Here is a 21,811-nt window from a genome sequence, read left to right as displayed (position 1 = left end):
GGTCCCCTTGATGTCGGAATGTCAGGCCCGGGCCGAAAGGATACGGCGGGCCTTGTCGAGATCGGCGGGCGTGTCGACGCCGAGCGGCACCGACTCGACAATCTCGACATCTATGCGCATGCCCGCTTCGAGCGCCCGCAACTGCTCCAGTGATTCGCGCTTCTCCAGCGCCGACGGCTTCAGCGAAACGAACGTTTCCAGCGCCTGACGACGATAAGCGTAGAGTCCGATGTGGTGGTAGAGGGGGCCTTCGCCATAGGGCGCGGTCGCGCGCGTGAAATAGAGCGCGCGAAAGCGGCTTTCGGAAAGCGGCGAGCCGACAACCTTGACGACGTTGGGATTGGTCTTCTCGTGTTCGTCGGTGATCGCTACGGTCAGTGTGGCGATGTCGGTCGAGGGATTTTCCAGGGGCTTCAGCGCCGCACGAATCGGACCGGGCTCGATGGTCGGAAGATCGCCCTGCACGTTGATGACGATCTCCGCTTCGCCACGCGGATCGGCCTTCAGGAGCGCCTCGTGGATCCGGTCGGAGCCCGACTGGTGATCGACGCGCGTCATGATCGCCTCGAAGCCGGCGCCGGTCACGGCCGCGAAGACATCGGGATGATCGACGGCCACCACGATCCGCCCGACCTCCGCCTCCGCCGCCCGCCTTGCCACCTGCACGATCATCGGCAGTCCGCAAATGTCGGCAAGCGGCTTGCCGGGCAGTCGCGTCGACGCCATGCGCGCCGGAATGAGTACCAGGGTTTTGCCCGATTGTTCACGATTCATCGTCCGGCCTTCAAAAACCCGGAGAAAGTGTCAAAACGTCTCACTCCGGGGTTGATAATCTCTGTTGCAACGCAGAGCCAAAAGACATAGGTTCCGCGCGATTTCAAGATGGGCCGGTTTTTTGTTTGTGCCGGTGGCTAAGGGAGCGTTTGCAGATGAATCCATATGTGAACATGGGTGTGGGTGCCTTGTTGGGTACGGTCTTCGTGCTGATGACCGTCTCAATCGCGTCGGAAGGCATTTTCCATTCCGAAGCTCCCGAGAAGGAAGGTTTCGCGATCGTGGCCGAGGAAACGGGCGGCGAAGCGGGTGCTGCCGGCGGCGAGGAAGCGAAGTCCGAGCCGATCGGACCGCTGCTCGCAAGTGCAGACGCGTCCGCCGGCGAGGCCGTGTTCAAGAAATGTGCAAGCTGTCACACCGTGGAGAAGGGCGGACCGAACAAGGTCGGCCCGAATCTCTGGGATATCGTCAACCGGCCCGTCGCCTCGCATGAGGGCTTCAGCTATTCCGCCGGCATGCAGACCTTCGCGGAAGGCGGCAAGGTCGTGTGGGACTACGATCATCTGAGCTACTTCCTCGAAGCGCCGAAGAAGCACGTGCCGGGAACGGCCATGGGCTTCGCCGGCCTCAAGAAGGTCGACGAACGCGCCAACCTGATCGCCTGGCTGCGTGAGCAGGCGGACAGCCCGGCCCCGCTGCCGGACGCCGGCGCGACCGGTACGACCGAAGCGGCGCCCGCCGAGGGCCAGCCGGCCCAGGAAGGTCAAGCTCCGGCACCCGCAACAGGCGAAGCGGCTCCCGCTGAAACGGGTGCGGCTCCTGCGGAAGAGGCTCCGGCCGGCCAGGCAGGTGCTCCGGCGCCGGCTCCGGCGAACTGATTTGCGGCCGGTAGGCGAACCTTCCAACCTTTCTGATAGAACCCGGTCGATCGGCCGGGTTTTTCACATTCCGCAGGCGGGCGACGCTGGACGCGCCTGCGTGGTTCTGTGATGAGCTTGGCTGCGTCATGATATAGAATGGCCCGAGCCATCCAGCATAAACCCTCTTGTGAAATGGCGAGCGGCGCATCCGCTCGGAGCGAAGGAGCAGACGACAGATGACCGGTAGCGGTGAGCAGACTTTCCTGTTCGAGCAAAACCCGAACCCGATGGCGACCAGCGAGCGCGAGGCGCTCCTGACGAATCCGGGCTTCGGGCGCGTGTTCACCGATCACATGGTGACGATCCGCTATTCGGAGGTCCGCGGCTGGCACGACGCGAAGATCGGCCCGCGAAAAGGCTTCGATCTCGATCCCTCGACCCTCGTTCTGCACTACGCCCAGGAGATCTTCGAGGGCATGAAGGCCTATCGCCTGCCCGACGGCGGCGCCACGCTGTTTCGGCCCGACGCCAATGCGCGCCGTTTCCGCAACTCCGCTCTTCGGCTCGCCATGGCGCCGCTCCCGGAGGAGCTCTTCGTTCAGTCCGTGCGCGAACTGGTGCGCGTCGACCGAGACTGGATACCTGCCGGTGAAGGAGCCGCGCTCTATCTCCGCCCCTTCATGATTGCCACGGAAGTGCTCCTCGGGGTGAAACCGTCGGCCGAGTACCTCTACTGCGTCATCGCTTCCTCGGTCGGCTCCTACTTCAAGGGCGGCGCGCCGGCCGTAACCATATGGGTGTCCGAGAACTACACGCGGGCAGCGCCCGGCGGCACCGGCGAGGCGAAGTGCGGCGGCAACTATGCCGCAAGCCTTTCGGCGCAGGCGGAGGCGATGCAGGAGGGTTGCGAACAGGTGGTATTCCTCGACGCAGTGGAACGCCGCTTCGTCGAGGAGCTCGGCGGCATGAACGTCTTCTTCGTGTTCCGCGACGGCTCGCTGCAGACGCCGCCGCTGACGGGCACCATCCTGCCAGGCATCACGCGCGATTCGCTGATAACGCTCGCCCGCGATATGGGGCTCACCGTGCGCGAAGAGCCCTATGCCATCGATCAATGGCAGGCGGATGCGGAAAGCGGCCGGCTTACCGAGGCCTTCGCCTGCGGGACCGCCGCGGTCGTGACCCCGATCGGCAAAGTCAAGGGTCGCGAGCACAGCTTTACCATAGGCGACGGCGGAGCCGGACCGATTGCAAGCCGCCTGAAAGCGGCCTTGCTCGACATCCAGAACGGCCGCGCACCGGACCCGCATGGCTGGCTCGACCGGCTGTTCTGAGCGCCGCCTTCGGTGAGGAATGCCGCCCCGTCACATCAGCAGATAGGCCCATACCGACACGCTGATGACGCCGAGCACGGTGGTCAGCGTGATCGTCGAAGAGGCGAGCGCATGCCCGACATTGAAGTGGTTGGCGATCAGCCAGGCGTTGACGCCCGTCGGGACAGACGAGGTCAGCACCAGCGCCGCGGTCCAGCTGTCGCTCAGTCCTAACAGGTGGCAGGCGGTAAATACGGCGCCCGGCAGCACGAGAAGCTTGAGCGTACTCGTCACGGCCGCAAGCCCGGTGTTGCCGGCAAGGCCGTATTTGTCGAGCGCCATGCCGATCGAGACGAGCGCTGCCGGCGCTGCCACGCCCGCAAGCTGATCGACGACGATCTTCGCCGGTCCGCCGAGCGGCTGTCCGAGGAGATGGAAGAGCGCGCCGAAGGCAAGGCCGATCACGAGCGGGTTGCGGACGAGATTGCGGGCAACCCCGCCCATGAGTTTCCAGATCCCCTGCCCCGGCATGCCCGTCGTCTTGCGCTCCGCGCGCTCCATCATCACCGTTCCGGCGATCATCATCACGGGCAGGTGGACGGAAAGCAGAATCGACAGGGCAACGATACCGTCTTCGCCGACAAGGCGGGAAACCAGGGGAAGGCCGATAAACACGGTATTGGCGAAGGCCGACGAAACGCCCGCAAGCACGCCCATGCGCGCGTCCCGGCCGAAGGCAAGAGTCGCGGCCAGATGGCCCATGGCCCAGGTCACCGCGACGCCGGAGAAATAGGCGACCCAGAGCGGCCAGGGCGACCCTTCCTTGAAGTCCGCCTCTGCGATGGTGCGGAAGAGGAGCACCGGCACGGCGACACGGAAGACGAAATCGCCCAGCGCCTCGCCGACGGATGGTTTCAGATAGCCGAGCCGGACGATGAGCCAGCCGGTCAGGATCAGGACGAAGATGGGTAGAACGTTCAGGAAGACGTCGGACATGGAAGAGCCTTGATGGGTGTAGAAGCCATAGACCCGTTCGCGCCAAAGAGGCAAGGGAGGGACATTGCTGCCGGTCTTCTTGAATCGAGACCGAGACAAGCCAACATGCAGCAATAACAGATGAATCAGCGCAAGCGCGGCCCGTGCGTAACTGGAACATTCCGGTGTCGCCAAGCGTTGCGTTCAAAGACGGAAACACCAGTAATGCCCAGCGAACACCCGATTTACTCGCATAGGGACGACGATCCTCATCTGACAGACGACGAGCTGGCGGAGAAGGTTCTGCACTTCCTTCGCTACGCAACCTCCATCGACACGAGCGATATGGAGGTGATCGCCTTGGGCAACGTCGTCGTGCTCTCCGGAACGGTCGGAAGCGAGGCGGACATCGCCTCCGCCGGCGAGGCCGCCGCCTCGGTCATCGGCGTTTCCGTCGTCGAGAACAGGTTGGCGGCACGGGAGGGTGAAGATTGAAGCCGCCTCTGATGCGGCGCTTCTTAAATTTCCACGGCCGATGAGCCGGAGCCTTGCGCCATGCAGACCTCGCGGACGCAACTGCGCAGCCAGCGATGCGCCGGATCGGAATCAAGCCGCGGATGCCAGAGCAGGGAAACCGTGATCTGCGGCAACGGGAAGGGCAGCGGAAAGCTGTGCATGCCCTCACGTAAGGCGCTCGTGTGGCGTTCAGGAACGCTGGCGACCAGATCCGAGGAGCGCGCCAGCGCGACGGCGCTCGAAAAGCCGCCCACGATGGTAACGATCTCGCGTTCCAAGCCGGCTGGCTTCAGGGCCTCGTCGATGTCGACCGCAGCCTTGTCCGGCCCCCGCCGCGAAACAAGGATGTGTCTGCCGGCTGCGTAACAGGCCGGCGTGACCTCGCCCCGGCACAAAGCGTGGCCATTGCGCACGACGCCGATGAACCGGTCCCGGAACAGAGCCTGCGTTCGCAGCTCCGGCCCTGTCGTCTCACCCACCACGCCTGTTTCGAGATCGACGCTCCCGTCCCGAAGCGGCCCGCTGTCTCTGTCCGGCTTCTGCACGAAGCACAGGCGCACGCCGGGAGCCTCCGCGCCAAGTCGGACAAGCAGGTCCGGCCCGAAGTTTTCGACAAAACCGTCGCTGGTGCGCAGCGTGAAGGTCCGGACGAGCCGTTTCAGATCGAGTTTTTCCTGCGGCCGCAGGACGGCTTCCACCTCCTCCACCAGCCGGCCAACCTTCTCGCGCAGCTCGAGCGCACGCTGCGTGGCGACGAGGCCGCGGCCCGCCCGGACGAGAAGCGGATCGCCGGTCGTTTCGCGCAATCGCTGGAGCGCCCGGCTCATGGCCGAGGGACTCAGGCGCAGCCGCCTGGCAGCGCGCGCCACGCTGCCTTCGGCGAGCAGGACATCGAGGGTGACGAGGAGATTGAGATCGGGCTTCGGCATGCATCGACAATAGCACCACTTCAGCCGAGACATAGCGTCAAACGCACGAAAGAAGTGCAAATCGTGCGCGTTCCGCCATGCATGCGGAGCGGCTAGCCTCCCGAGGACGCTTCAAAAATCTCGGGAAGGAATGTTCATGCCGAAACCGACCGCTACCGCGGCACATGACGCCGCTGGGACAAATCCGGACAGGGCCGCCTCGGCGCGATGGGCGCTCGCCAGTCTTTCGCTCTCCGTGCTGTTGTCCTCGCTCGGCACCAGCATCGCGAATGTCGGCCTGCCGAGCCTCGCCACGGCGTTCTCCGCCTCGTTTCAGCAAGTCCAGTGGGTCGTCCTTGCCTATCTCCTCGCCATCACCACCCTGATCGTCGGTGTCGGCCGGCTCGGCGACATGTTCGGGCGCCGGCGGCTGCTGCTCGCCGGAATCCTGCTGTTCACGGCGGCCTCGGGGCTGAGCGGCGCTGCACCGAACCTGCCGCTGCTCATCGCCGCCCGGGCGGCTCAGGGGCTGGGAGCGGCGGCCATGATGGCGCTCGCCATGGCCCTGGTCGGCGAGACGGTGGGCAAGGAAAAGACGGGCGGTGCCATGGGCCTGCTGGGCACCATGTCGGCGGTCGGCACCGCGCTGGGGCCTTCGCTCGGCGGCATTCTGATCGCCGGCCTCGGCTGGCAGGCGATCTTCCTCGTCAACGTTCCGCTCGGCACGCTCGCCTTTCTTCTCGCCCGTCATTCGCTGCCCGCCGATTGCCGGCGGCCGGAGGCGGAGCGCGCAGGCTTCGACGTCCCGGGCACGCTGCTGCTCGGCTCGACGCTGGCCGCCTACGCGCTCTCCATGACGGTTGCGCACGGCCAATTCGGTCCGCTCAACATGGCGCTCTTGGCCGCCGCCATCGTCGGAGCCGGCCTCTTCGTATCGGCCGAGCGGAGGACAGCCTCCCCCTTGATGCGAATGGAGGTTCTCCGTGATCCGGTGCTCGGTGCGGGGCTTGCCATGAGCGCGCTCGTCTCGACCGTGATGATGGCAACGCTCGTGGTCGGACCGTTCTATCTCTCGCGCTCGCTCGGACTCGGCGATGCGCTCGTCGGGATCGTCATGGCGGCGGGTCCGGTCGTCTCCGCCCTGAGCGGTCTGCCGGCCGGCCGTGCCGTCGACCGCCTGGGAGCTCCGTTCATGATCGTCACAGGCCTCGTCGCAATGAGCGCCGGCTCATTCGCCCTGTCGGTGCTTCCAGAGATGTTCGGCGTCGCCGGCTATCTGGCCGCCATGCTCGTCCTGACGCCGGGTTACCAGCTGTTCCAGGCGGCCAACAACACGGCCGTGATGCTGGATGTCCTCCCGGATCGGCGCGGCGTCGTCTCCGGCATGCTCAATCTCTCGCGCAATCTCGGGCTCGTCACCGGCGCGTCGGTCATGGGCGCTCTCTTCGCCTTCGCATCGGCTGCAGATGTCGCGACGGCTCCAGCCGAGGCCGTTGCTGCCGGCATGCGGATCACTTTTGCCGTGGCCGGCGTTCTGGTCATGGGAGCGATCGCGATTGCGCTCTCGTGTCGCGCTCTCGCAAGCCCGCCGGGCAATTGAGAGCGCGTTTCCTGTTCCGCACATTGGAAGCACGCGAACGAGGACCGAGGAGCAGGACGTCGCCGACACGAGGTTGCCACCCATGTCTTAGGTACGAGTGTTACCTATGTGTCCGGGTCGGACACGGCGGGAATGGCGGACAGAGAGGGATTCGAACCCTCGATACGCTTTCACGTATACACGCGTTCCAGGCGTGCGCCTTCAACCACTCGGCCACCTGTCCATCCTTCTGCAGCCGGCGGTCGATCCGGCTGGATGGGGAAAAGCGAAGCTTCTCCGCGTCACCGGTGAAACCGGGAGACGGGCGCGATATATACCGATGATACGCGCGGGATCAACTGGTTTCTGACATATTATTGACATGCCTTGAAAGGCGCTGCGCATGAGAGGCCATTGCGCTTGCCCGCCCTTGCCCCTATCTCTTGCGCAGGGCGAGCCGAAAGGGGGAGCGGATGCGGTTGCTGCTGCGGTTTGCGGGCTTTCTGGCGCTGATGGCTGCGGTCTTTGCAGGGACCATCGACTCCATTCAGTCGGTAGCGGCGTCGGAGCCGGTGATCACTTCGCTCGCCGAGGGCATAGCGGCGATCGGATCCGATCAACTGAACTGGGTGCAGTCGCTCCAGCGGACGGGCGCGGGACCCGCAATCTGGCTCAGGGCGCTGCACTGGGTTCTGGCGCAGCCCGCCTTTGCCGTTTTCCTCTCCGCCGCCCTCCTCTTTTGGATGGCCGGATACAGGAAGAAACCCGCAGCCGGGCGTTTTGCCGCCTGAAGGCCGGACCCGCCCGGCGCGATCCCATTCTTTGCGGGGCCATGCCTTACGGGCACTGACGAAAGGAGCCGCAGATGTTTCTGATCGACATGTTCAACAAGAAGACCATCCTGCCCGATGCCGCGACGGCGCTGCCCGGCCGCGAGGAGGAGATCCCGACGTCAACGTCGCATTTCGTGTCCGGCCGGCCCCTCAAGGGCCCCTATCCGGATGGCATGAAGAAGGTGCTCTTCGGCATGGGCTGCTTCTGGGGCGCGGAGCGTCTCCTGTGGCAGCTCCCCGGCGTCTACGTGACCGCAGCCGGCTATTCCGGCGGGTTCACGCCCAATCCGACCTATCAGGAGACCACGACGGGGCTGACCGGCCACACGGAGGTGGTGCTGGTGGTCTACGATCCGGCCAAGATTTCCCTTCGACGCCTGCTGAAGACATTCTTCGAAGAGCACGATCCCACCCAGGGCATGCGCCAGGGCAACGACGTCGGCACCACCTATCGCTCGGCGATCTATGTCTATGACGAGGAGCAGCTCGCCGAGGCGAACGCCGCCCGCAATGCCTTCCAGAAGGCGCTGAAGGCCTACAATCATGGCCGCGAGATCACGACCGAAATCGCGATGGCGGGGCCCTTCTACTTCGCCGAAGACTATCACCAGCAATATCTCGCCAAGAACCCGGACGGCTATTGCGGACTGCGTGGTACCGGCGTCAGCTGCCCGATCGGCGCCTGACCGCCCTGCGGCGCGCCGGATCCGGCGCACCTCCGGCAAGCCCCTGGATCGTCTCACTGTTCATCGGCCGTGAGACGATCCGATTCTCTGGAAGGCCCTCGCCGGCCTTCTTCACGGCCCCTTTCGCAGCCCCTTTTCACGGGTGGCAGCTTTTTTACCATCCGAAAAATTTCGAGTGTTTTTTTGCCGAAGCCGTGCAAGGATGCGCCCACCCAAGCCTTAAAGAGAGGGGCGGGTTCCGCGGTGGGGGCCCCGTTCGGGACCGGCGGAAGACCCGAAAAGATCAATAGCGACACAGGGCTGTACAATGAAAAAAACCATTCTCGGTCTCCTTGCATTCTCGATGATGTCCGCAACGGCGTTGGCCGCCGACATCAAGCCGGCGATCATCTACGACCTCGGCGGAAAGTTTGACAAGTCCTTCAATGAAGCGGCCTTCAACGGGGCCGAAAAGTTCAAGACCGAAACCGGTATCGAATATCGCGAGTTCGAGATCGCCAATGACGCCCAGCGCGAACAGGCGCTGCGCCGCTTCGCCAGCGACGGCAACAGCCCGATCGTCATGGCAGGCTTCAACTGGGCCGCGTCGCTCGAAAAGATCGCGGCCGAATATCCCGACACGAAGTTCGCGATCATCGACATGGTTGTCGAAAAGCCGAACGTCAAATCGATCGTCTTCAAGGAACAGGAAGGCTCCTACCTCGTCGGCGTTCTTGCCGGCCTCGCCTCGAAGACCAAGACGGTCAGCTTCGTCGGCGGCATGGACATCCCGCTGATCCACAAGTTCGCCTGCGGCTATGTCGGCGGCGCCAAGTCGACCGGCGAGGACGTCAAGGTGCTCGAAGCCTACACCGGTACCACGCCCGACGCATGGAACGACCCGGTCAAGGGCGGCGAAATCGCCAAGTCTCAAATCGACCAGGGCTCAGACGTCGTCTATCACGCCGCCGGCGGCACCGGCGTGGGCGTGCTGCAGGCGGCAGCGGACGCGGGCAAGCTCGGCATCGGCGTGGATTCCAATCAGAACATGCTACAGCCGGGCAAGGTGCTGACCTCCATGCTGAAGCGCGTCGACGTCGCCGTCTACGACTCTTTCATGGCCGCGAAGGACGACAAGTTCGAGTTCGGTGTTTCCAATCTCGGCCTCAAGGAAGATGGCGTCGGCTACGCACTCGACGAGCACAACCAGGCGCTGATAACGCCAGAGATGAAGGAAGCGGTGGAGAAGGTGAAAGCCGACATCATCGCCGGCCAGGTCCAGGTGCACGACTATATGACCGACGAGACCTGCCCGTACTGATCGGCCGACACCAGACGGCATGCGAAAAAGCCTCCGGTTCATGCGAACCGGAGGCTTTTTCTTGCGTGATGAAAGGGATCAATAATGCGGCGGCCGCGCCACCGGGACCGCGTCGCGCGCCTGTTCCTCCAGGCTCAGGAAGCGTTCGGTCAGACGCTCGAGCTTGGCGCGCGTCTGCTCCACCACCTTCCATTGTTCGGCCAGCTGATCCGAAAGCTCTTCGATGGTCTTGACCTGATGGGCCACCGTTTCCTCAAGGCGGGTGATCCGGTCCTCTGCGCCGCTCATCGTGCTTCTCCATCGGTCGGTTCCAAAGTGGGGCGCAGAATGGCGGCCCGCAGTCAGGTGTCAAGCCGCAAATGGTGGGCGGGTCAGGCGATCAGTGCCCCGCCACGGCAGCGGTTGCGGCAAAACCGGGGTCCCGCGCCGAAAGCATCTTGTGCAGGTGCACCATCATGCCGGCGGCAAAGAGCGGCGTCAGCAGGTTGAGCAGAGGCACGGCGAGAAAGGCTGCCAGCACGAGCCCAGCCAGGAACACGGTGGAGCGATGCTTGGCGCGGAAGAGCCGCGCCTGCGCCGGCGCGCGATGGCGCATGGCGGCGAACTCGAAGAACTCGCGGCCAAGCAGATAGCCGTTGACGAGGAAGAAGGCGACGAGATTGACGCCCGGCACGAGAAGCAGAAGGAGCGCGACCACGTTGCCGAGAATGACGATGCCGAGGAATTTTGCCGAACCGATGACCGCCTCGGCAAGGGGCAGCGGGGTGCCGGGCGCTTCACCGGGATAGTCGCGCTTCTCGACCACCTCCGCGACATCGTCGAGGAAGAAGCCGGCGATCAGCGCCGTCACCGGCGCCAGCAGCAGCGCCAGCGCCAGCGCGAGACCGAGACTGGCGAAAATACCGACGACGAATGTGAGCCATCCCGCCCAGTCGGGCGTGCCCGGCATCAGCGCATCGATCCAGGGCAGCGCAAGCCAGACGAAGAGTTCGCGCAGTGCGAACCAGAGCGCTACGAGTGCCAGCAGCGTCAGCCCGATCACCTTCCAGAACACCGTGCGGGTCTCCGCCGCGAAAAGATTGGCGAAGGCAAGGCGCGCCGCGTCTAAAATCATGACCGTCTCCCTGGCCGATAAATGGGACCGGATGGCATGTAGGCAAGGCGATCGGCAGCGACAAGACGACCGGGCTCGGTTTTCGGATCTAACGACAGCCCTCGAGTCGCCGTCTGTTTTTCCGCCTGCCAAAGGGAGGGGGGCATTGTCGTGTGCGTCGAACGAATGCGATATGCTAAAGAAAAGGACGTCGTATCCGCAGCGCTGGGACGCCAGCCGGAAAAGGTGCCATGACCAAACAACGAACACTTGCGAGCCTCGCCGTTCTCGTGCAGTCCGGTAAGCTCGATCCTGCCGCGTCTGTCGAGGAGACCTTCACGCGGATCGAGAACCACCCCGACCGGTCGATCTTCGTCGCGCTGACGCAGGAACGTGCGGCGCGGGAAGCGAAGGCCGCCTCCGAGCGCATCAGGGCCGGCCGTTCCCTCGGGCTGCTCGACGGGCTGCCCGTCGCCTGGAAGGACCTCTTCGACATTGCCGGCAGCGTCACGACGGCAGGTTCCGTCGTGCTCGATGGGGGGTCGCCGGCCGCCGCCGACGCAGCTGTGGTTTCGGCCCTCGCCAGCGCCGGCATGGTCGCCATCGGGCGAACCAATATGAGCGAATTCGCCTTCTCCGGCCTCGGCATCAACCCGCATTACGGCACGCCGCGCAATCCGCGGTCCGCGGATGTCCATCGCATTCCGGGCGGCTCGTCCTCCGGCTCGGCCGTTGCGGTCGCCGCCGGCCTGGTGCCGCTGGCGATCGGCACCGACACGGGCGGTTCGATCCGCATCCCGGCGGCAATGACCGGCATCGTCGGCTACAAGGCGACGCGCGGCCGCTACGCGATGAAGGGCGTTTTCCCCCTCGCCCAGAGTCTCGATTCGCTCGGTCCCCTTTGCCAGACGGTGCAGGATGCCGTCTGGGCCGATGCGGCAATGCATGGCTTGACCGCGCCGGTGATCCGCCGCGCCGAGGTCGCCGACCTCTCGATCGTCGTTCCCGAGACGATCGTCTTCGACGATGCCGAGCCGGAAGTCGTGACAGCCTTCGAGGGAGCGATCAAGCGGCTTGAGGCGGCGGGCGCGAAGGTCCGGAGGCAGGCCTTTGCGAGCTTTGCGGAAATTTTTGAGCTGACCGCGCGCCATGGCGCGTTGGTGACGGCGGAGGCCTATGCGCTGCATCGGGAACGGCTCGCAGGGCCCGAAGCGGAGCGCATGGATCCTCGCGTCGTCGCCCGCACCCGCCTTGGCGAGAAAATCGCCGTCAGCGACTATATCTCCCTCCTCGACGCCCGCGACCGGCTGATCCACGAAGCGGGCGAGAGCGTCAAGGCCGGCGAACTGATCGCGCATCCGACCGTGCCGCATGTGGCGCCGCCGCTTGATCCGCTTCTTGCCGACGACGATCTCTTCTTTAAAATCAACGCCAGGACACTGCGCAACACCTCGATCGGCAACTTCCTGGATTTCTGCGGCGTGTCCATTCCATGCGGAACGGGTGCGGCCGGCATGCCGGCAGGCTTTCAGCTTTCGGCGCCGCATCACCAGGACGACCGCCTGCTTTCCGCGGCTCTCGCCGCCGAGGCGATCATCCGGGGCGATGCATGATCGTCTGCTTCGACATCGGCGGGTCGGCGATCAAAGGCGCAATCACCCATTCGCCGGAGAGGATATTCCCGCTGCCACGGCGTGCGACGCCGCTTTCCGAATTCCGCGGTTTCGTCGCGGCGATGGAATCGGTGCTCGACGAAGCGGGCGGCCTGCCGGAACGGGTGGCGATCTCGATCACCGGGGTGATCGATCCGGAGACACGCCGGATCAAATGCGCCAACATCCCCTGTATCGACGGGCGTGAACTCGTCGCCGAACTCGAAACGGCGCTGCATCTGCCGGTGGTGATCGCCAACGACGCCGACTGCTTCGCGCTCGCGGAAGCCGGTGTCGGCGCCGGCCGCGGCCACCGCATCGTCTTCGGCGCGATCCTCGGCACCGGCGTCGGCGGGGGCCTGGTGGTCGACGGCCGATTGATCAATGCCGAAGGTGGTTTTGCCGGCGAGTGGGGGCATGGTCCGGCGGTCGCGGCCCAGGCGGGACATCCGCCTGTTGCCATACCGGTCTTTCCCTGCGGCTGCGGCCAGCGCCGCTGCGTCGATACGATCGGCGGCGCGCGCGGGCTCGAAAGACTGCACGTCACGATCCACGAGAAGGCACTCTCCAGCCACGATATCATCGAGGCCTGGCAGAGCGGGGATGCCCAGGCAGCGCGCACGATCGACGTCTTCGTCGATCTGGTGAGCTCGCCGCTGGCACTCGTGATCAACATCACCGGGGCGACGATCGTGCCGGTGGGCGGTGGTCTTGCCAATGCCGAGGCTCTGCTTGCCGAGATCGACCGGGCGGTGCGTAGCCGCATCCTCAGGCGTTTCGACCGGCCTCTCGTGGTGCGTGGCGAGTGTCGGGTGGAGCCGGGCCTGATCGGCGCCGCGCTCCTCGGCTTCGGAGGGAGACAGCAATGAGCCGCATATCACTCGAGGTCTGCGTCGACGATCCCGATGGTCTGGAGGCAGCCGTTGCGGGGGGCGCCGACCGCATCGAGCTCTGTTCGGCACTTGGCGCCGGAGGGCTCACTCCCAGTCCCGGCCTGATGGCCGTCGCCGCTCCGCCGCCGGTGCCGGTCTATGCGATGATCCGGCCGCGGCCAGGCGATTTCATTTATGATCGCGCCGAGCTCGAGGTCATGCGGCGCGACATCGATGCGGCCCGCAGCGCCGGGCTTGCGGGCGTGGTGCTCGGCGCATCGCTCGCCGACGGCCGCCTGGACGCGCGCATGCTGACGAAACTTGCCGGCCACGCCGCAGGAATGGGGCTCACGCTGCACCGAGCCTTCGATCTGGTGCCCGATTTCGCCGAGGCGATGGAGGTCGCCGTGGATCTCGGCTTCGAACGCATCCTGACCTCGGGTGGCGCGAAAACCGCACCGGAAGCGGTCGAGACGCTGGAAAGGCTCATCGAACTGGCGGCGGGACGGATTTCGATCATGCCCGGCTCGGGCATCACCATCGGCACGATCGGAACGATCGTGCCGAGACTCGCCATCACCGAGGTCCATTCGTCCTGCTCGACCGCTGAGCCGGCTAATGACATGCGGCTGATCGACATGGGCTTCGCCGCGCCGGAGCGCCGCCGCACGGACGCGGCAAAGATCAGGGCGATGCGGGCGCGCCTCGATGCGCAGGCGGCAAAGGCTTGAGAGTAAAGGTTTCCGACGGCGTCCGCCTTCTCCCCATTTCAATGTCATTTCAATGGAGAGAGAAGGGACAAGCGGCATGCTCCGTAAGTCCCCTCTCCCCCGCTGCGGGAGAGGGTTAGTCCTCGGGTTTAACCCGAGGAGAGAAGCAATCTTGCACCGAATTACCCCGGCAACCTGCCTCAAACCACAAATACAGCCTCTCCGCCGATCCAGGTTGATTTGATGTCGAGTTCCGGCGTGAGCAGCACGAAATCCGCATCCGTCCCCGGCAGGAGCCGCCCCTTATGCGAGGCGATCCCCATGGCGTCGGCGGGATAGGCGGACGCCATGCGGAGCGCCTCCTCTATCGGCAGGCCGAGTCTCCGGTGGACGAAGCGGACCGAAGACAGCATGTCGATGTCGGCGCCGGCAAGCGTGCCGTCCGCAAGCGTCAGGCGTCCGCCCTGGCGCAGGATTTCCCGTCCGTTCAGCAGGAAGCTCGTCTGATCGGTGCCGATCGGCGACATAGCATCGGTGACCAGGAAAATCTGTCCCGGGCCCATTTTACCGCGTAGCGCTATGCCCATCGATGCCGGGTGAACATGAAAACCATCGGCGATCATGCCGGCATGAAGCGTGCCCGTCGCAAGCGCCGCGCCGACCACTCCCGGTTCGCGATGGCCGAGCCCGCTCATCGCGTTGAAGAGGTGCGTGATGGTCCGGGCGCCCGCTTTGGCATAGGCGCAGGCCGTGTCGTAATCCACGGCGGTATGACCGAGGCTCACCACAACGCCGCCATCGGCCAGTGCCCGTACCTGCTCTTTCGTGGCGTTTTCCGGGGCCACGGTGAGCATCAGGCGGCCGAGCGCCTTTGCACAGGCCAGTATCTCGGCAAGATCGTCATCTTCCATCGGGCGGATAAGCGCCGCATCGTGGGCGCCCTTGCGCGCTACCGAGAGATGCGGGCCTTCCAGATGCAGGCCGAGGAAGCCCCGAACCGCCGCCGCCTTCGCCTCGATACCCGCCGCAATAGCTGCGGTCCGGACCGGGCGTGTGTCGGTGATCAGCGTCGGCAGCAGCGCCGTCGTGCCGAATTTCGCATGCGCCGCGCAAATCTGCCGGATGCCTTCGAGGGTCGGCTCTTCGTTCAGAAGAGCGCCGCCGCCGCCATTCACCTGCAGATCGATGAAGCCGGGAACGAGCAGCAGGCCGCGCGCGTCGACGATCTCGCCGCCGAGGGCCACGCTTCCCGCCGGCGAGATCGTCTTCACGTGCCCCGCATCGATGACGAGGGCGGCGCCGTCGTGCCAGTCGATGCCGTCGAAAATCCGCGCTCCGGTGATCGTCTTCTTCGCTGTCATCGTGTCTCCGTCACCTTCTTGAGGTTCTCCGGTGCGTCCGGATTGAGCCCGCGAGAGCGGGACCAGGCCTCGACGAAGCCATAGAACGGCAGGATCAATGCCAAGGCGTCGGTGAGCGGGTGCCCGGTTTCGACGAAGGGCAGGCGCCTTGCCTTGCCCGCCCGTGCCGAGGTCACGTGCACGACTGCCCCTTTGGTGCTCATGCCGTCGGCAATGTCCGCTACCGAGGCTTCTGCCGCGTCGCGGGCAGCCAGCACGAGGACCGGGAACCGGGGCCCGACCAGCGCCACCGGTCCGTGCAGCACTTCCGCCGCGGAATAGGCTTCGGCATGCATGCCTGAAGTCTCCTTGAACTTAAGCGCCGCTTCGCTGGCGATCGCGAGCGCCGGTCCGCGGCCCAGCACATAGAGCGATTCCGCTTCCTCGAGGTCCCCCGCGAAGCCCTGCCAATCGAGCTTCACGGCCTTGGCGAACTGGTTCGGCAGATCGGCGACCGCACGCTTGAGGGCCGCATCGCCGGTCCACTCACCAAGCACGGCCAGCCCGGCAACGATCGAGTTAACATAGGACTTGGTCGCCGCCACGGCAATTTCCGGCCCCGCGAGAATGTCGAGCGGGTGCGTGCAAGCCTCGGCGATCGGCGAAGGCAGCGTATTCGTCAGCGCGATCGAGACCGCACCGGCGCGCGTCGCCGCTTCAGCCATGGCGACGATATCCGGGCTCTTGCCGGACTGGGAAATCGCGATCGCCGCCGCACCGCCGAGTTTCAGATCGGCACCGTATATCGACGCCAGCGACGGTCCGAGCGAGGCGACGGGGCGACCGGTCGTGAGCTCGATCGCGTATTTCAGGAACAGCGCGGCATGGTCGGAAGATCCTCTGGCGATCGTCACCAGAAAGGACGGGTCCTTGGCGCGCAGCGCCGCGCCGGCTTGTGCAAGTCCTGCGGCCGAGCGCTCCAGCAACCGGGCAGCGGCCTCGGGAACCTCGTCGATTTCTCGCCGCATGTTGGTCTGCATCGTCATGTCCTTTCATCAATTGGCCCGGATGGGGGCGGAAAACCGCTTTACACTTTCCCTCACACCCGCCCTTTCCTATCCGGCAGCGCCGGCTCAGCTTTCCGGAATCGTCAGCTCCGCAACGAAATCATAGGCGTCGCCCCGGTAGAGCGACCGTGTGAATTCGACCACGCGTCCCGAGGCAAGATAGGAGACCCTTTCGATCGAAAGACCGGCTGCGCCGACGGCAACGCCGAGCATGGCCGCGTCCGGTTCCTTGATATTGCAGGCGGAAATGCGCTGCACCGCGCGTACCGGCCTGGCCTGCTTCTTCTCGAGCTCCGAGTAGAGCGAGGAGGTGACGGCGAGCGGATCGGGGACGAATTCGGCCGAAACACAGGCGCGTTCGATCGCAAGCGGCATGTCGTCGGCAATGCGGAGCCGCCCGAGGCGCGCCACAAGCGCACCGGCCGCAAGCCCGAGGGTCATCATCTCGTCCGGCGAGGGATGGAAAAGGCCTCGCTCCAGCCATTCCGCACGCGTGTTGAGGCCGCGCCGGGCCATGTCCTCGGTGAAGGAGGTGAGGCGCGAGAGCGACTGCTCGACGCGCGACACGGGCCGGACGACGAAGGTGCCGGAACCGTGGCGGCGCACGAGGAGTCCGTCGCGCACCAGATCGTCGACCGCTTTGCGGACGGTGACTCGGCTGACATTGGCATAGTCTGCGAGGTCCCGTTCCGGCGGCAGCGCATCGCCGTGGTTGAGTTTGCCCGACAGGATAGCCTCTTCGAGCGATTGCCTGAGCTTCAGGTAAAGCGGCCCGGCGCCCCCCGACTGCAGGGTTTCGAGCGGAAGAATAGCGGAGAGCTGCTGGTTCATGCCGACGCTCCCGAACTGGAACCGAAGCGGGCGGCGGCGAGCGCGACGGCGCCCGTCAAGGCGTCGGCCTCCGCCTCGACGAAGCGCGGCTGGTGACGCTCGGCAAGCCAGCGGCGGTAAAGCGACGCGAGCCCACCGAGCAGACACAGCTTTTCGCTTCCCCTGGAAACCACCAGGTCGAGCGCCTCGTCCACCGTCGCGGCAGCAGCCTCCAACAGCCTGACTGCCACAGGGTCGCCGCGCTCGGCGTATTCGAAGACGCGCGGCGCATAGCGGCCGAACTCGCCGGGTTTGGCGAGCCGCGCGAAATCGACGACGTCGCGCGGATCGTTGTTGAACTCGGCAAGAACCGAATCCGTCACGGCCGAACTTTCGTGTATGCCGTCATAGGCGAGCAGGCTCTCCTGCAGAAGCGCATGGCCGATGCGCGCCCCGCTGCCATGATCTCCGATCGTGAACCCCCAGCCGCCGGTATAGCTGACCTCATCGCCCCGGCGCGCGATATAGATCGTGCCCGTCCCCAGTATCGCGACGGCCCCGTCCCGGTCACCGAGAGCGCCCTGCAGCGCAATCAACCCATCGGACTCGATTTCGGCCTGAGCGAAGGGAAGCCGCCTCTTCACGTAATGAACCGCGTCGCCGACATTATGGCCGGCGACTCCCACGATTGCGCGCGAGGCCGCGATTCCAGCGGGATCGAGGCCTGCATCCCCGAAGGCATTGCGTGCCGCATCCGCTATGTTCTGCAGCGCCGTTTCCGGATCGGTGAGGATGTTCGCGGCACCCGCCTTGCCACGGCCGAGAATGCGGCCATCGAGGGCAGCTACCGCCGCACGGCAGCTCGTTCCGCCGCCATCAATTCCGATCAGGTAAAACGCCATGAACACCTCCGTCACCACAAGATACCAAAAAAATACCATTAACCAAGCAGGATTTCCGCCAGCAGGTCGCTACTGACACTATCACATTGAATACACATGATTTAATTCTTTCTACGTCGGCTTCTTGCAGTAAAAGTTAAATTTCTCCTGGACAAGTGGTATTTTTTTGGCATTAATTCCAGAAGAGGAGACCGAAGCCATGCCGTCAGCGAAGACCGAAGAGCGCCACGACAATGCCAAGGGCCTGGACGTCATGCGTCCGGAGCTTGCCCTTCGCTTGCTCGCAGCCGGTCAGCAGGAGGCTGCGCGGTCCGTGGACCAGGCGATCGAACCTATTTCGGCGGCTGCAGACCTTGCCGCAGGCGTGCTCGCCTCGGGTGGGCGGCTCGCCTATGCCGGCGCCGGAAGCTCCGGGTTGATGGCGATGGCCGATGCGCTCGAACTGCCGGGCACCTACGGCATAGCCCAGGAGCGGATCGTCATTCTTATCGCCGGCGGGGCTGCGAGTCTCACTGATCTTGCCGGTGGCTATGAGGACGACATGGAGCTCGCGCGCGCCGATGTGCGAAGCGCCGGCATCGGGACCGGCGACTGTCTGATTTCGGCCTCCGCCAGCGGCTCAACGCCCTATGCGCTCGCCGCTGCCGACGAGGCCAGGAAGCACGGCGCAAGCGTCATCGGCATGGCCAACAATGCCGGCGCACCGCTTTTCGAGCACGCCGACGTCTCCATCCTTCTCGAGACACCACCGGAAGTCGTGTCCGGTTCGACGCGCATGGGCGCCGGAACGGCTCAGAAGATCGCCTTCAACATGTTCTCGACCATGGTCGGCATCCGTCTCGGCCACGTGCTCGACGGCCATATGGTCAATCTGCGTGCCGACAATGCCAAGCTGCGCGGACGGGCGATCCGGATCGTCTCGGACATTACCGGCGTCAGCGCCGCCGAGGGGGACAGGCTGCTCGGCCTTGCCGGCGGCTCGGTCAAGCTGGCGATCCTGCTCGCATCAGGAGCGAGGGATCTCGCCCATGCCGAGGAGGCGCTCGATCGCGCCGATCGAAATTTGCGCCGGGCGGTCGCCATCGTCGGGGCGTGAAGGATAAACTGGGAATTCAAAACCGCGCGACACGCGCCTAATGGGGAGAACCTGCATGACCCGCACAACAATGAAAGGCTTGCTGCTCGCATCGAGCATTCTCGGCTCGGCCGGGCTTGCGCAAGCCCAGGACGCAACGCTGACGATCGAAAGCTGGCGCAATGACGACCTGGCGATCTGGCAGGAAAAGCTGATCCCGGCCTTCGAGGCGAAGAACCCGGGGATCAAGGTGGTATTCGCACCCTCGGCCCCCACCGAGTACAACGCCGCGCTCAACGCCAAGCTCGATGCAGGCTCTGCGGGCGACCTCATCACCTGCCGCCCCTTCGACGCCTCGCTCGAGCTCTATAACAAGAAGCATCTTGCCGACCTGACCGGACTTGCCGGAATGGAGAACTTCTCCGACGTCGCCAAGTCCGCCTGGACGACCGACGACGGCAAGGCGACCTTCTGCGTACCGATGGCTTCCGTCATCCACGGCTTCATCTACAACAAGGATGCCTTCGACCAGCTCGGCCTCTCCGTTCCGGCGACCGAGGAAGAGTTCTTCGCCATTCTTGAAAAGATCAAGGCGGACGGCAATTACATCCCGATGGCGATGGGCACCAAGGATCTCTGGGAAGCCGCGACCATGGGCTACCAGAACATCGGACCGAACTACTGGAAGGGCGAGGACGGCCGCCTGGCGCTGCTGAAGGGCGAGCAGAAGCTCACCGACGAGCCATGGGTCGAGCCTTTCCGAGTGCTCGCCAAGTGGAAGGATTATCTCGGCGACGGGTTCGAGGCGCAGACCTATCCGGACAGCCAGAATCTCTTCACGCTCGGCCGCGCGGCGATCTATCCGGCCGGTTCCTGGGAAATCGCCGGCTTCAACGCGCAGGCCGAATTCAAGATGGGCGCCTTCCCGCCGCCGGTGAAGAATGCGGGCGACACCTGCTACATCTCCGACCACAATGACATCGGTATCGGACTCAATGCCAAGAGCCAGAATGCGGACGCCGCCAAGACCTTCCTCACCTGGGTCGCCTCTCCGGAATTCGCGGAAATCTATGCCAACGCGCTTCCCGGCTTCTTCAACCTGAACTCGACGCCGGTGAAGATGACCGATCCGCTGGCCCAGGAATTCGTCTCCTGGCGTGAGAAGTGCAAGTCGACGATCCGCTCGACCTATCAGATCCTGTCGCGCGGTACACCGAACCTCGAAAACGAGACCTGGGTCGAATCGGCCAACGTCATCAACGGCACGGACACGCCGGAAGTGGCAGCCAAGAAGCTCCAGGATGGTCTCGACAGCTGGTTCAAGCCGGTCAAGTAGGGCCAAACGGGGTGCGCAGACGCTGCCTGCGCACCCTCCCCCGCCGTGTGCAGGCGGTATCTCGTGCAGGCCGCATCACGGATGGCGCTCGGGTATCGGCGCCGCGCCTGTAACCGGCGGATAGAAGCGGCCGGCCGGCCCTCCGCGAACCCAGGACGCCTGGCGGAAGCGCGATGCACGGCAGGAAACTGCACCGCATTTCGAGCGAAATCGAGGCTGCGCCCTGACGGCCAGCCGGTTTGAGAACGGGCCAGAGGCCGATGAACCCACGTGAAATCATTACGGACGTCAGCGAAATCAAGCGCCCGCGGCGCTGGCACATCCTCGTCTTCCTGCTGCCGGCGCTCGTCGTCTACACGGCGGTAATGATCCTTCCGCTGTTCGAGACGCTGCGTCAGTCCTTCTACAATACGGTCGATGGACAATTCACCTTCGTCGGTTTCGGCAACTTCAAGGTTCTCTTCGGCGATCCGCGCTGGGCGGCGGATTTCTGGAACGCACTCAGGAACAATTTCGTCTTCTTCCTGATCCACATGGCCGTGCAGAACCCGATCGGCATCGCGCTCGCCGCCATGCTGTCGGTTCCCAGGCTGCGCTTCGGCGCCTTCTATCGCACGGCGATTTTCCTGCCGACGCTGCTCTCCTTCGTCATCGTCGGCTTCATCTGGAAACTGATCCTGTCGCCGATCTGGGGCGTCGCGCCGTTTCTTCTGGACACCGTCGGCCTGAAATGGCTGTTCGCGCCCTGGCTCGGCAAACCCGACACCGCCCTTGTCGCCGTTTCGCTGATTTCCGTCTGGCAATATATCGGCATCCCGATGATGCTGATCTATGCGGCGCTGCTCAATATTCCCGACGAGGTGACCGAGGCGGCGGAACTCGACGGCGTAACCGGCTGGAGCCAGTTCTGGAAAATCAAGCTCCCGCTGATCCTGCCCGCCATCGGCATCGTCTCGATCCTCACCTTCGTCGGCAATTTCAACGCCTTCGACCTGATCTATACGGTGCAGGGCGCGCTGGCCGGGCCGGACAAGTCGACCGACATTCTGGGCACCCTGCTCTATCGCACCTTCTTCGGCTTCCAGCTTCAGCTCGGCGACCGTTCGATGGGCGCGACGATCGCGGCGATCATGTTCCTGATCATTCTCGCCGGTGTCGCGCTCTATCTCTTCGGCATCCAGCGCCGCATGCGCCGCTACCAGTTCTAGGG

The 21,811-nt window shown here is 64.6% G+C and carries 22 protein-coding genes and 1 tRNA gene; 13 read left to right on the top strand and 10 right to left on the bottom strand.

Annotated elements, in window-relative coordinates; genetic code table 11:
• Positions 1–21: 21 nt before the first annotated feature.
• On the bottom strand, positions 22–774 hold the full coding sequence (locus SINAR_RS0128165) for a 3-deoxy-manno-octulosonate cytidylyltransferase (protein WP_028002190.1): 753 nt from the start codon (positions 772–774) through the stop codon (positions 22–24).
• 155 nt (positions 775–929) lie between these two features.
• On the opposite strand from SINAR_RS0128165, the gene SINAR_RS0128160 reads away from it, so the two are divergent.
• Together SINAR_RS0128160 and SINAR_RS0128155 are read left to right on the top strand one after the other, a co-directional pair.
• The gene (locus SINAR_RS0128160) at positions 930–1,652 is read left to right on the top strand and encodes a c-type cytochrome (protein WP_028002189.1); all 723 of its coding nucleotides are present in this window, start codon (positions 930–932) and stop codon (positions 1,650–1,652) included.
• Positions 1,653–1,870: 218 nt separating this feature from the next.
• The gene (locus tag SINAR_RS0128155; protein WP_028002188.1) at positions 1,871–2,968 is read left to right on the top strand and encodes a branched-chain amino acid aminotransferase; all 1,098 of its coding nucleotides are present in this window, start codon (positions 1,871–1,873) and stop codon (positions 2,966–2,968) included.
• A gap of 30 nt (positions 2,969–2,998) precedes the next feature.
• Here the strand turns inward: SINAR_RS0128155 and SINAR_RS0128150 are convergent, their stop codons facing one another.
• Complete coding sequence (locus tag SINAR_RS0128150) at positions 2,999–3,943, bottom strand: AEC family transporter (RefSeq protein WP_028002187.1); 945 nt, start codon at positions 3,941–3,943, stop codon at positions 2,999–3,001.
• Positions 3,944–4,147: 204 nt separating this feature from the next.
• Between SINAR_RS0128150 and SINAR_RS0128145 the strand changes: the two genes are divergently transcribed.
• Positions 4,148–4,417: a BON domain-containing protein gene (locus SINAR_RS0128145; RefSeq protein ID WP_028002186.1), complete on the top strand. Its 270-nt coding sequence runs from the start codon at positions 4,148–4,150 to the stop codon at positions 4,415–4,417.
• Positions 4,418–4,440: 23 nt separating this feature from the next.
• On the opposite strand, the gene SINAR_RS0128140 is transcribed toward SINAR_RS0128145, so the two are convergent.
• A complete protein-coding gene (locus tag SINAR_RS0128140) occupies positions 4,441–5,367 on the bottom strand; it encodes a LysR family transcriptional regulator (protein WP_028002185.1) in 927 nt (308 codons plus the stop codon).
• 130 nt (positions 5,368–5,497) lie between these two features.
• Between SINAR_RS0128140 and SINAR_RS0128135 the strand changes: the two genes are divergently transcribed.
• Entirely contained in the window at positions 5,498–6,946 is a 1,449-nt protein-coding gene (locus SINAR_RS0128135; RefSeq protein WP_028002184.1) for an MFS transporter, read from the top strand.
• Positions 6,947–7,079: 133 nt separating this feature from the next.
• Here the strand turns inward: SINAR_RS0128135 and SINAR_RS0128130 are convergent.
• Positions 7,080–7,169 (bottom strand) — tRNA-Ser (locus tag SINAR_RS0128130).
• 229 nt (positions 7,170–7,398) lie between these two features.
• Here SINAR_RS0128130 and SINAR_RS0128125 point away from each other — a divergent pair.
• The 3 genes from SINAR_RS0128125 (at position 7,399) to SINAR_RS0128110 (ending at position 9,744) form a co-directional block, all read left to right on the top strand.
• Positions 7,399–7,716, top strand: a complete 318-nt coding sequence (locus SINAR_RS0128125; protein ID WP_028002183.1) for a hypothetical protein — start codon at positions 7,399–7,401, stop codon at positions 7,714–7,716.
• Between the two features lie 74 nt (positions 7,717–7,790).
• Complete coding sequence (gene msrA, locus SINAR_RS0128120; protein ID WP_028002182.1) at positions 7,791–8,444, top strand: peptide-methionine (S)-S-oxide reductase MsrA; 654 nt, start codon at positions 7,791–7,793, stop codon at positions 8,442–8,444.
• A 307-nt stretch (positions 8,445–8,751) separates the two neighbouring features.
• The gene (locus SINAR_RS0128110) at positions 8,752–9,744 is read left to right on the top strand and encodes a BMP family lipoprotein (protein WP_028002181.1); all 993 of its coding nucleotides are present in this window, start codon (positions 8,752–8,754) and stop codon (positions 9,742–9,744) included.
• 78 nt (positions 9,745–9,822) lie between these two features.
• Here SINAR_RS0128110 and SINAR_RS0128105 read toward each other — a convergent pair whose 3' ends face one another.
• Both SINAR_RS0128105 and SINAR_RS0128100 read right to left on the bottom strand, forming a co-directional pair.
• Positions 9,823–10,032, bottom strand: coding sequence for a SlyX family protein (locus tag SINAR_RS0128105; RefSeq protein ID WP_028002180.1), 210 nt, complete (start codon positions 10,030–10,032; stop codon positions 9,823–9,825).
• Between the two features lie 91 nt (positions 10,033–10,123).
• Entirely contained in the window at positions 10,124–10,858 is a 735-nt protein-coding gene (locus tag SINAR_RS0128100; protein ID WP_028002179.1) for a sulfate transporter family protein, read from the bottom strand.
• A gap of 230 nt (positions 10,859–11,088) precedes the next feature.
• Between SINAR_RS0128100 and SINAR_RS0128095 the strand changes: the two genes are divergently transcribed.
• The 3 genes from SINAR_RS0128095 to SINAR_RS0128085 are packed head-to-tail and all read left to right on the top strand — an operon-like array spanning position 11,089 to position 14,092.
• Complete coding sequence (locus tag SINAR_RS0128095) at positions 11,089–12,450, top strand: amidase (protein ID WP_028002178.1); 1,362 nt, start codon at positions 11,089–11,091, stop codon at positions 12,448–12,450.
• Complete coding sequence (locus SINAR_RS0128090; protein ID WP_028002177.1) at positions 12,447–13,358, top strand: ROK family protein; 912 nt, start codon at positions 12,447–12,449, stop codon at positions 13,356–13,358. Before SINAR_RS0128095 ends, SINAR_RS0128090 begins: the two co-directional genes overlap by 4 nt.
• Positions 13,355–14,092, top strand: a complete 738-nt coding sequence (locus tag SINAR_RS0128085; protein ID WP_028002176.1) for a copper homeostasis protein CutC — start codon at positions 13,355–13,357, stop codon at positions 14,090–14,092. Before SINAR_RS0128090 ends, SINAR_RS0128085 begins: the two co-directional genes overlap by 4 nt.
• A 179-nt stretch (positions 14,093–14,271) precedes the next feature.
• Here the strand turns inward: SINAR_RS0128085 and nagA are convergent, their stop codons facing one another.
• The 4 genes from nagA to SINAR_RS0128065 all read right to left on the bottom strand — a co-directional run bounded on the left by nagA (position 14,272) and on the right by SINAR_RS0128065 (position 18,190).
• Positions 14,272–15,432 carry an N-acetylglucosamine-6-phosphate deacetylase gene (nagA, locus tag SINAR_RS0128080; protein ID WP_028002175.1) on the bottom strand — a complete coding sequence of 387 codons (1,161 nt, stop codon included), beginning with the start codon at positions 15,430–15,432 and terminating at the stop codon, positions 14,272–14,274.
• Complete coding sequence (locus SINAR_RS0128075; protein WP_028002174.1) at positions 15,429–16,451, bottom strand: SIS domain-containing protein; 1,023 nt, start codon at positions 16,449–16,451, stop codon at positions 15,429–15,431. Before SINAR_RS0128075 ends, nagA begins: the two co-directional genes overlap by 4 nt.
• A 93-nt stretch (positions 16,452–16,544) precedes the next feature.
• The gene (locus tag SINAR_RS0128070) at positions 16,545–17,309 is read right to left on the bottom strand and encodes a GntR family transcriptional regulator (RefSeq protein ID WP_028002173.1); all 765 of its coding nucleotides are present in this window, start codon (positions 17,307–17,309) and stop codon (positions 16,545–16,547) included.
• The gene (locus SINAR_RS0128065; RefSeq protein WP_028002172.1) at positions 17,306–18,190 is read right to left on the bottom strand and encodes a glucosamine kinase nucleotide-binding domain-containing protein; all 885 of its coding nucleotides are present in this window, start codon (positions 18,188–18,190) and stop codon (positions 17,306–17,308) included. The genes SINAR_RS0128070 and SINAR_RS0128065 overlap by 4 nt, the downstream gene beginning before the upstream one ends.
• Positions 18,191–18,389: 199 nt before the next feature.
• Between SINAR_RS0128065 and SINAR_RS0128060 the strand changes: the two genes are divergently transcribed.
• The 3 genes from SINAR_RS0128060 (at position 18,390) to SINAR_RS0128050 (ending at position 21,809) form a co-directional block, all read left to right on the top strand.
• The gene (locus tag SINAR_RS0128060; RefSeq protein WP_028002171.1) at positions 18,390–19,286 is read left to right on the top strand and encodes an N-acetylmuramic acid 6-phosphate etherase; all 897 of its coding nucleotides are present in this window, start codon (positions 18,390–18,392) and stop codon (positions 19,284–19,286) included.
• A gap of 55 nt (positions 19,287–19,341) precedes the next feature.
• Positions 19,342–20,601: an ABC transporter substrate-binding protein gene (locus SINAR_RS0128055; protein ID WP_028002170.1), complete on the top strand. Its 1,260-nt coding sequence runs from the start codon at positions 19,342–19,344 to the stop codon at positions 20,599–20,601.
• Between the two features lie 260 nt (positions 20,602–20,861).
• A complete protein-coding gene (locus SINAR_RS0128050) occupies positions 20,862–21,809 on the top strand; it encodes a carbohydrate ABC transporter permease (RefSeq protein ID WP_028002169.1) in 948 nt (315 codons plus the stop codon).
• Positions 21,810–21,811 lie beyond the last annotated feature (2 nt).

Source organism: Sinorhizobium arboris LMG 14919 (assembly GCF_000427465.1).
In the GTDB taxonomy this organism is placed as follows: Bacteria; Pseudomonadota; Alphaproteobacteria; order Rhizobiales; family Rhizobiaceae; genus Sinorhizobium; species Sinorhizobium arboris.
This window is presented reverse-complemented; position numbering and strand designations above follow the sequence as displayed.

Excerpts from the sequence above, each read along its gene's own strand:
- SINAR_RS0128075 (WP_028002174.1), bottom strand. The coding sequence starts at position 16,451 with ATGCAGACCAACATGCGGCGAGAAATCGACGAGGTTCCCGAGGCCGCT.
- SINAR_RS0128150 (WP_028002187.1), bottom strand. The coding sequence starts at position 3,943 with ATGTCCGACGTCTTCCTGAACGTTCTACCCATCTTCGTCCTGATCCTG.
- SINAR_RS0128090 (WP_028002177.1), top strand. The coding sequence starts at position 12,447 with ATGATCGTCTGCTTCGACATCGGCGGGTCGGCGATCAAAGGCGCAATC.
- SINAR_RS0128110 (WP_028002181.1), top strand. The coding sequence starts at position 8,752 with ATGAAAAAAACCATTCTCGGTCTCCTTGCATTCTCGATGATGTCCGCA.
- SINAR_RS0128050 (WP_028002169.1), top strand. The coding sequence starts at position 20,862 with ATGAACCCACGTGAAATCATTACGGACGTCAGCGAAATCAAGCGCCCG.
- SINAR_RS0128060 (WP_028002171.1), top strand. The coding sequence starts at position 18,390 with ATGCCGTCAGCGAAGACCGAAGAGCGCCACGACAATGCCAAGGGCCTG.
- SINAR_RS0128065 (WP_028002172.1), bottom strand. The coding sequence starts at position 18,190 with ATGGCGTTTTACCTGATCGGAATTGATGGCGGCGGAACGAGCTGCCGT.
- nagA (WP_028002175.1), bottom strand. The coding sequence starts at position 15,432 with ATGACAGCGAAGAAGACGATCACCGGAGCGCGGATTTTCGACGGCATC.
- SINAR_RS0128160 (WP_028002189.1), top strand. The coding sequence starts at position 930 with ATGAATCCATATGTGAACATGGGTGTGGGTGCCTTGTTGGGTACGGTC.
- SINAR_RS0128055 (WP_028002170.1), top strand. The coding sequence starts at position 19,342 with ATGACCCGCACAACAATGAAAGGCTTGCTGCTCGCATCGAGCATTCTC.
- SINAR_RS0128085 (WP_028002176.1), top strand. The coding sequence starts at position 13,355 with ATGAGCCGCATATCACTCGAGGTCTGCGTCGACGATCCCGATGGTCTG.
- SINAR_RS0128135 (WP_028002184.1), top strand. The coding sequence starts at position 5,498 with ATGTTCATGCCGAAACCGACCGCTACCGCGGCACATGACGCCGCTGGG.
- SINAR_RS0128100 (WP_028002179.1), bottom strand. The coding sequence starts at position 10,858 with ATGATTTTAGACGCGGCGCGCCTTGCCTTCGCCAATCTTTTCGCGGCG.
- SINAR_RS0128140 (WP_028002185.1), bottom strand. The coding sequence starts at position 5,367 with ATGCCGAAGCCCGATCTCAATCTCCTCGTCACCCTCGATGTCCTGCTC.
- SINAR_RS0128070 (WP_028002173.1), bottom strand. The coding sequence starts at position 17,309 with ATGAACCAGCAGCTCTCCGCTATTCTTCCGCTCGAAACCCTGCAGTCG.
- SINAR_RS0128125 (WP_028002183.1), top strand. The coding sequence starts at position 7,399 with ATGCGGTTGCTGCTGCGGTTTGCGGGCTTTCTGGCGCTGATGGCTGCG.
- SINAR_RS0128095 (WP_028002178.1), top strand. The coding sequence starts at position 11,089 with ATGACCAAACAACGAACACTTGCGAGCCTCGCCGTTCTCGTGCAGTCC.
- SINAR_RS0128105 (WP_028002180.1), bottom strand. The coding sequence starts at position 10,032 with ATGAGCGGCGCAGAGGACCGGATCACCCGCCTTGAGGAAACGGTGGCC.
- SINAR_RS0128155 (WP_028002188.1), top strand. The coding sequence starts at position 1,871 with ATGACCGGTAGCGGTGAGCAGACTTTCCTGTTCGAGCAAAACCCGAAC.
- SINAR_RS0128165 (WP_028002190.1), bottom strand. The coding sequence starts at position 774 with ATGAATCGTGAACAATCGGGCAAAACCCTGGTACTCATTCCGGCGCGC.
- msrA (WP_028002182.1), top strand. The coding sequence starts at position 7,791 with ATGTTTCTGATCGACATGTTCAACAAGAAGACCATCCTGCCCGATGCC.
- SINAR_RS0128145 (WP_028002186.1), top strand. The coding sequence starts at position 4,148 with ATGCCCAGCGAACACCCGATTTACTCGCATAGGGACGACGATCCTCAT.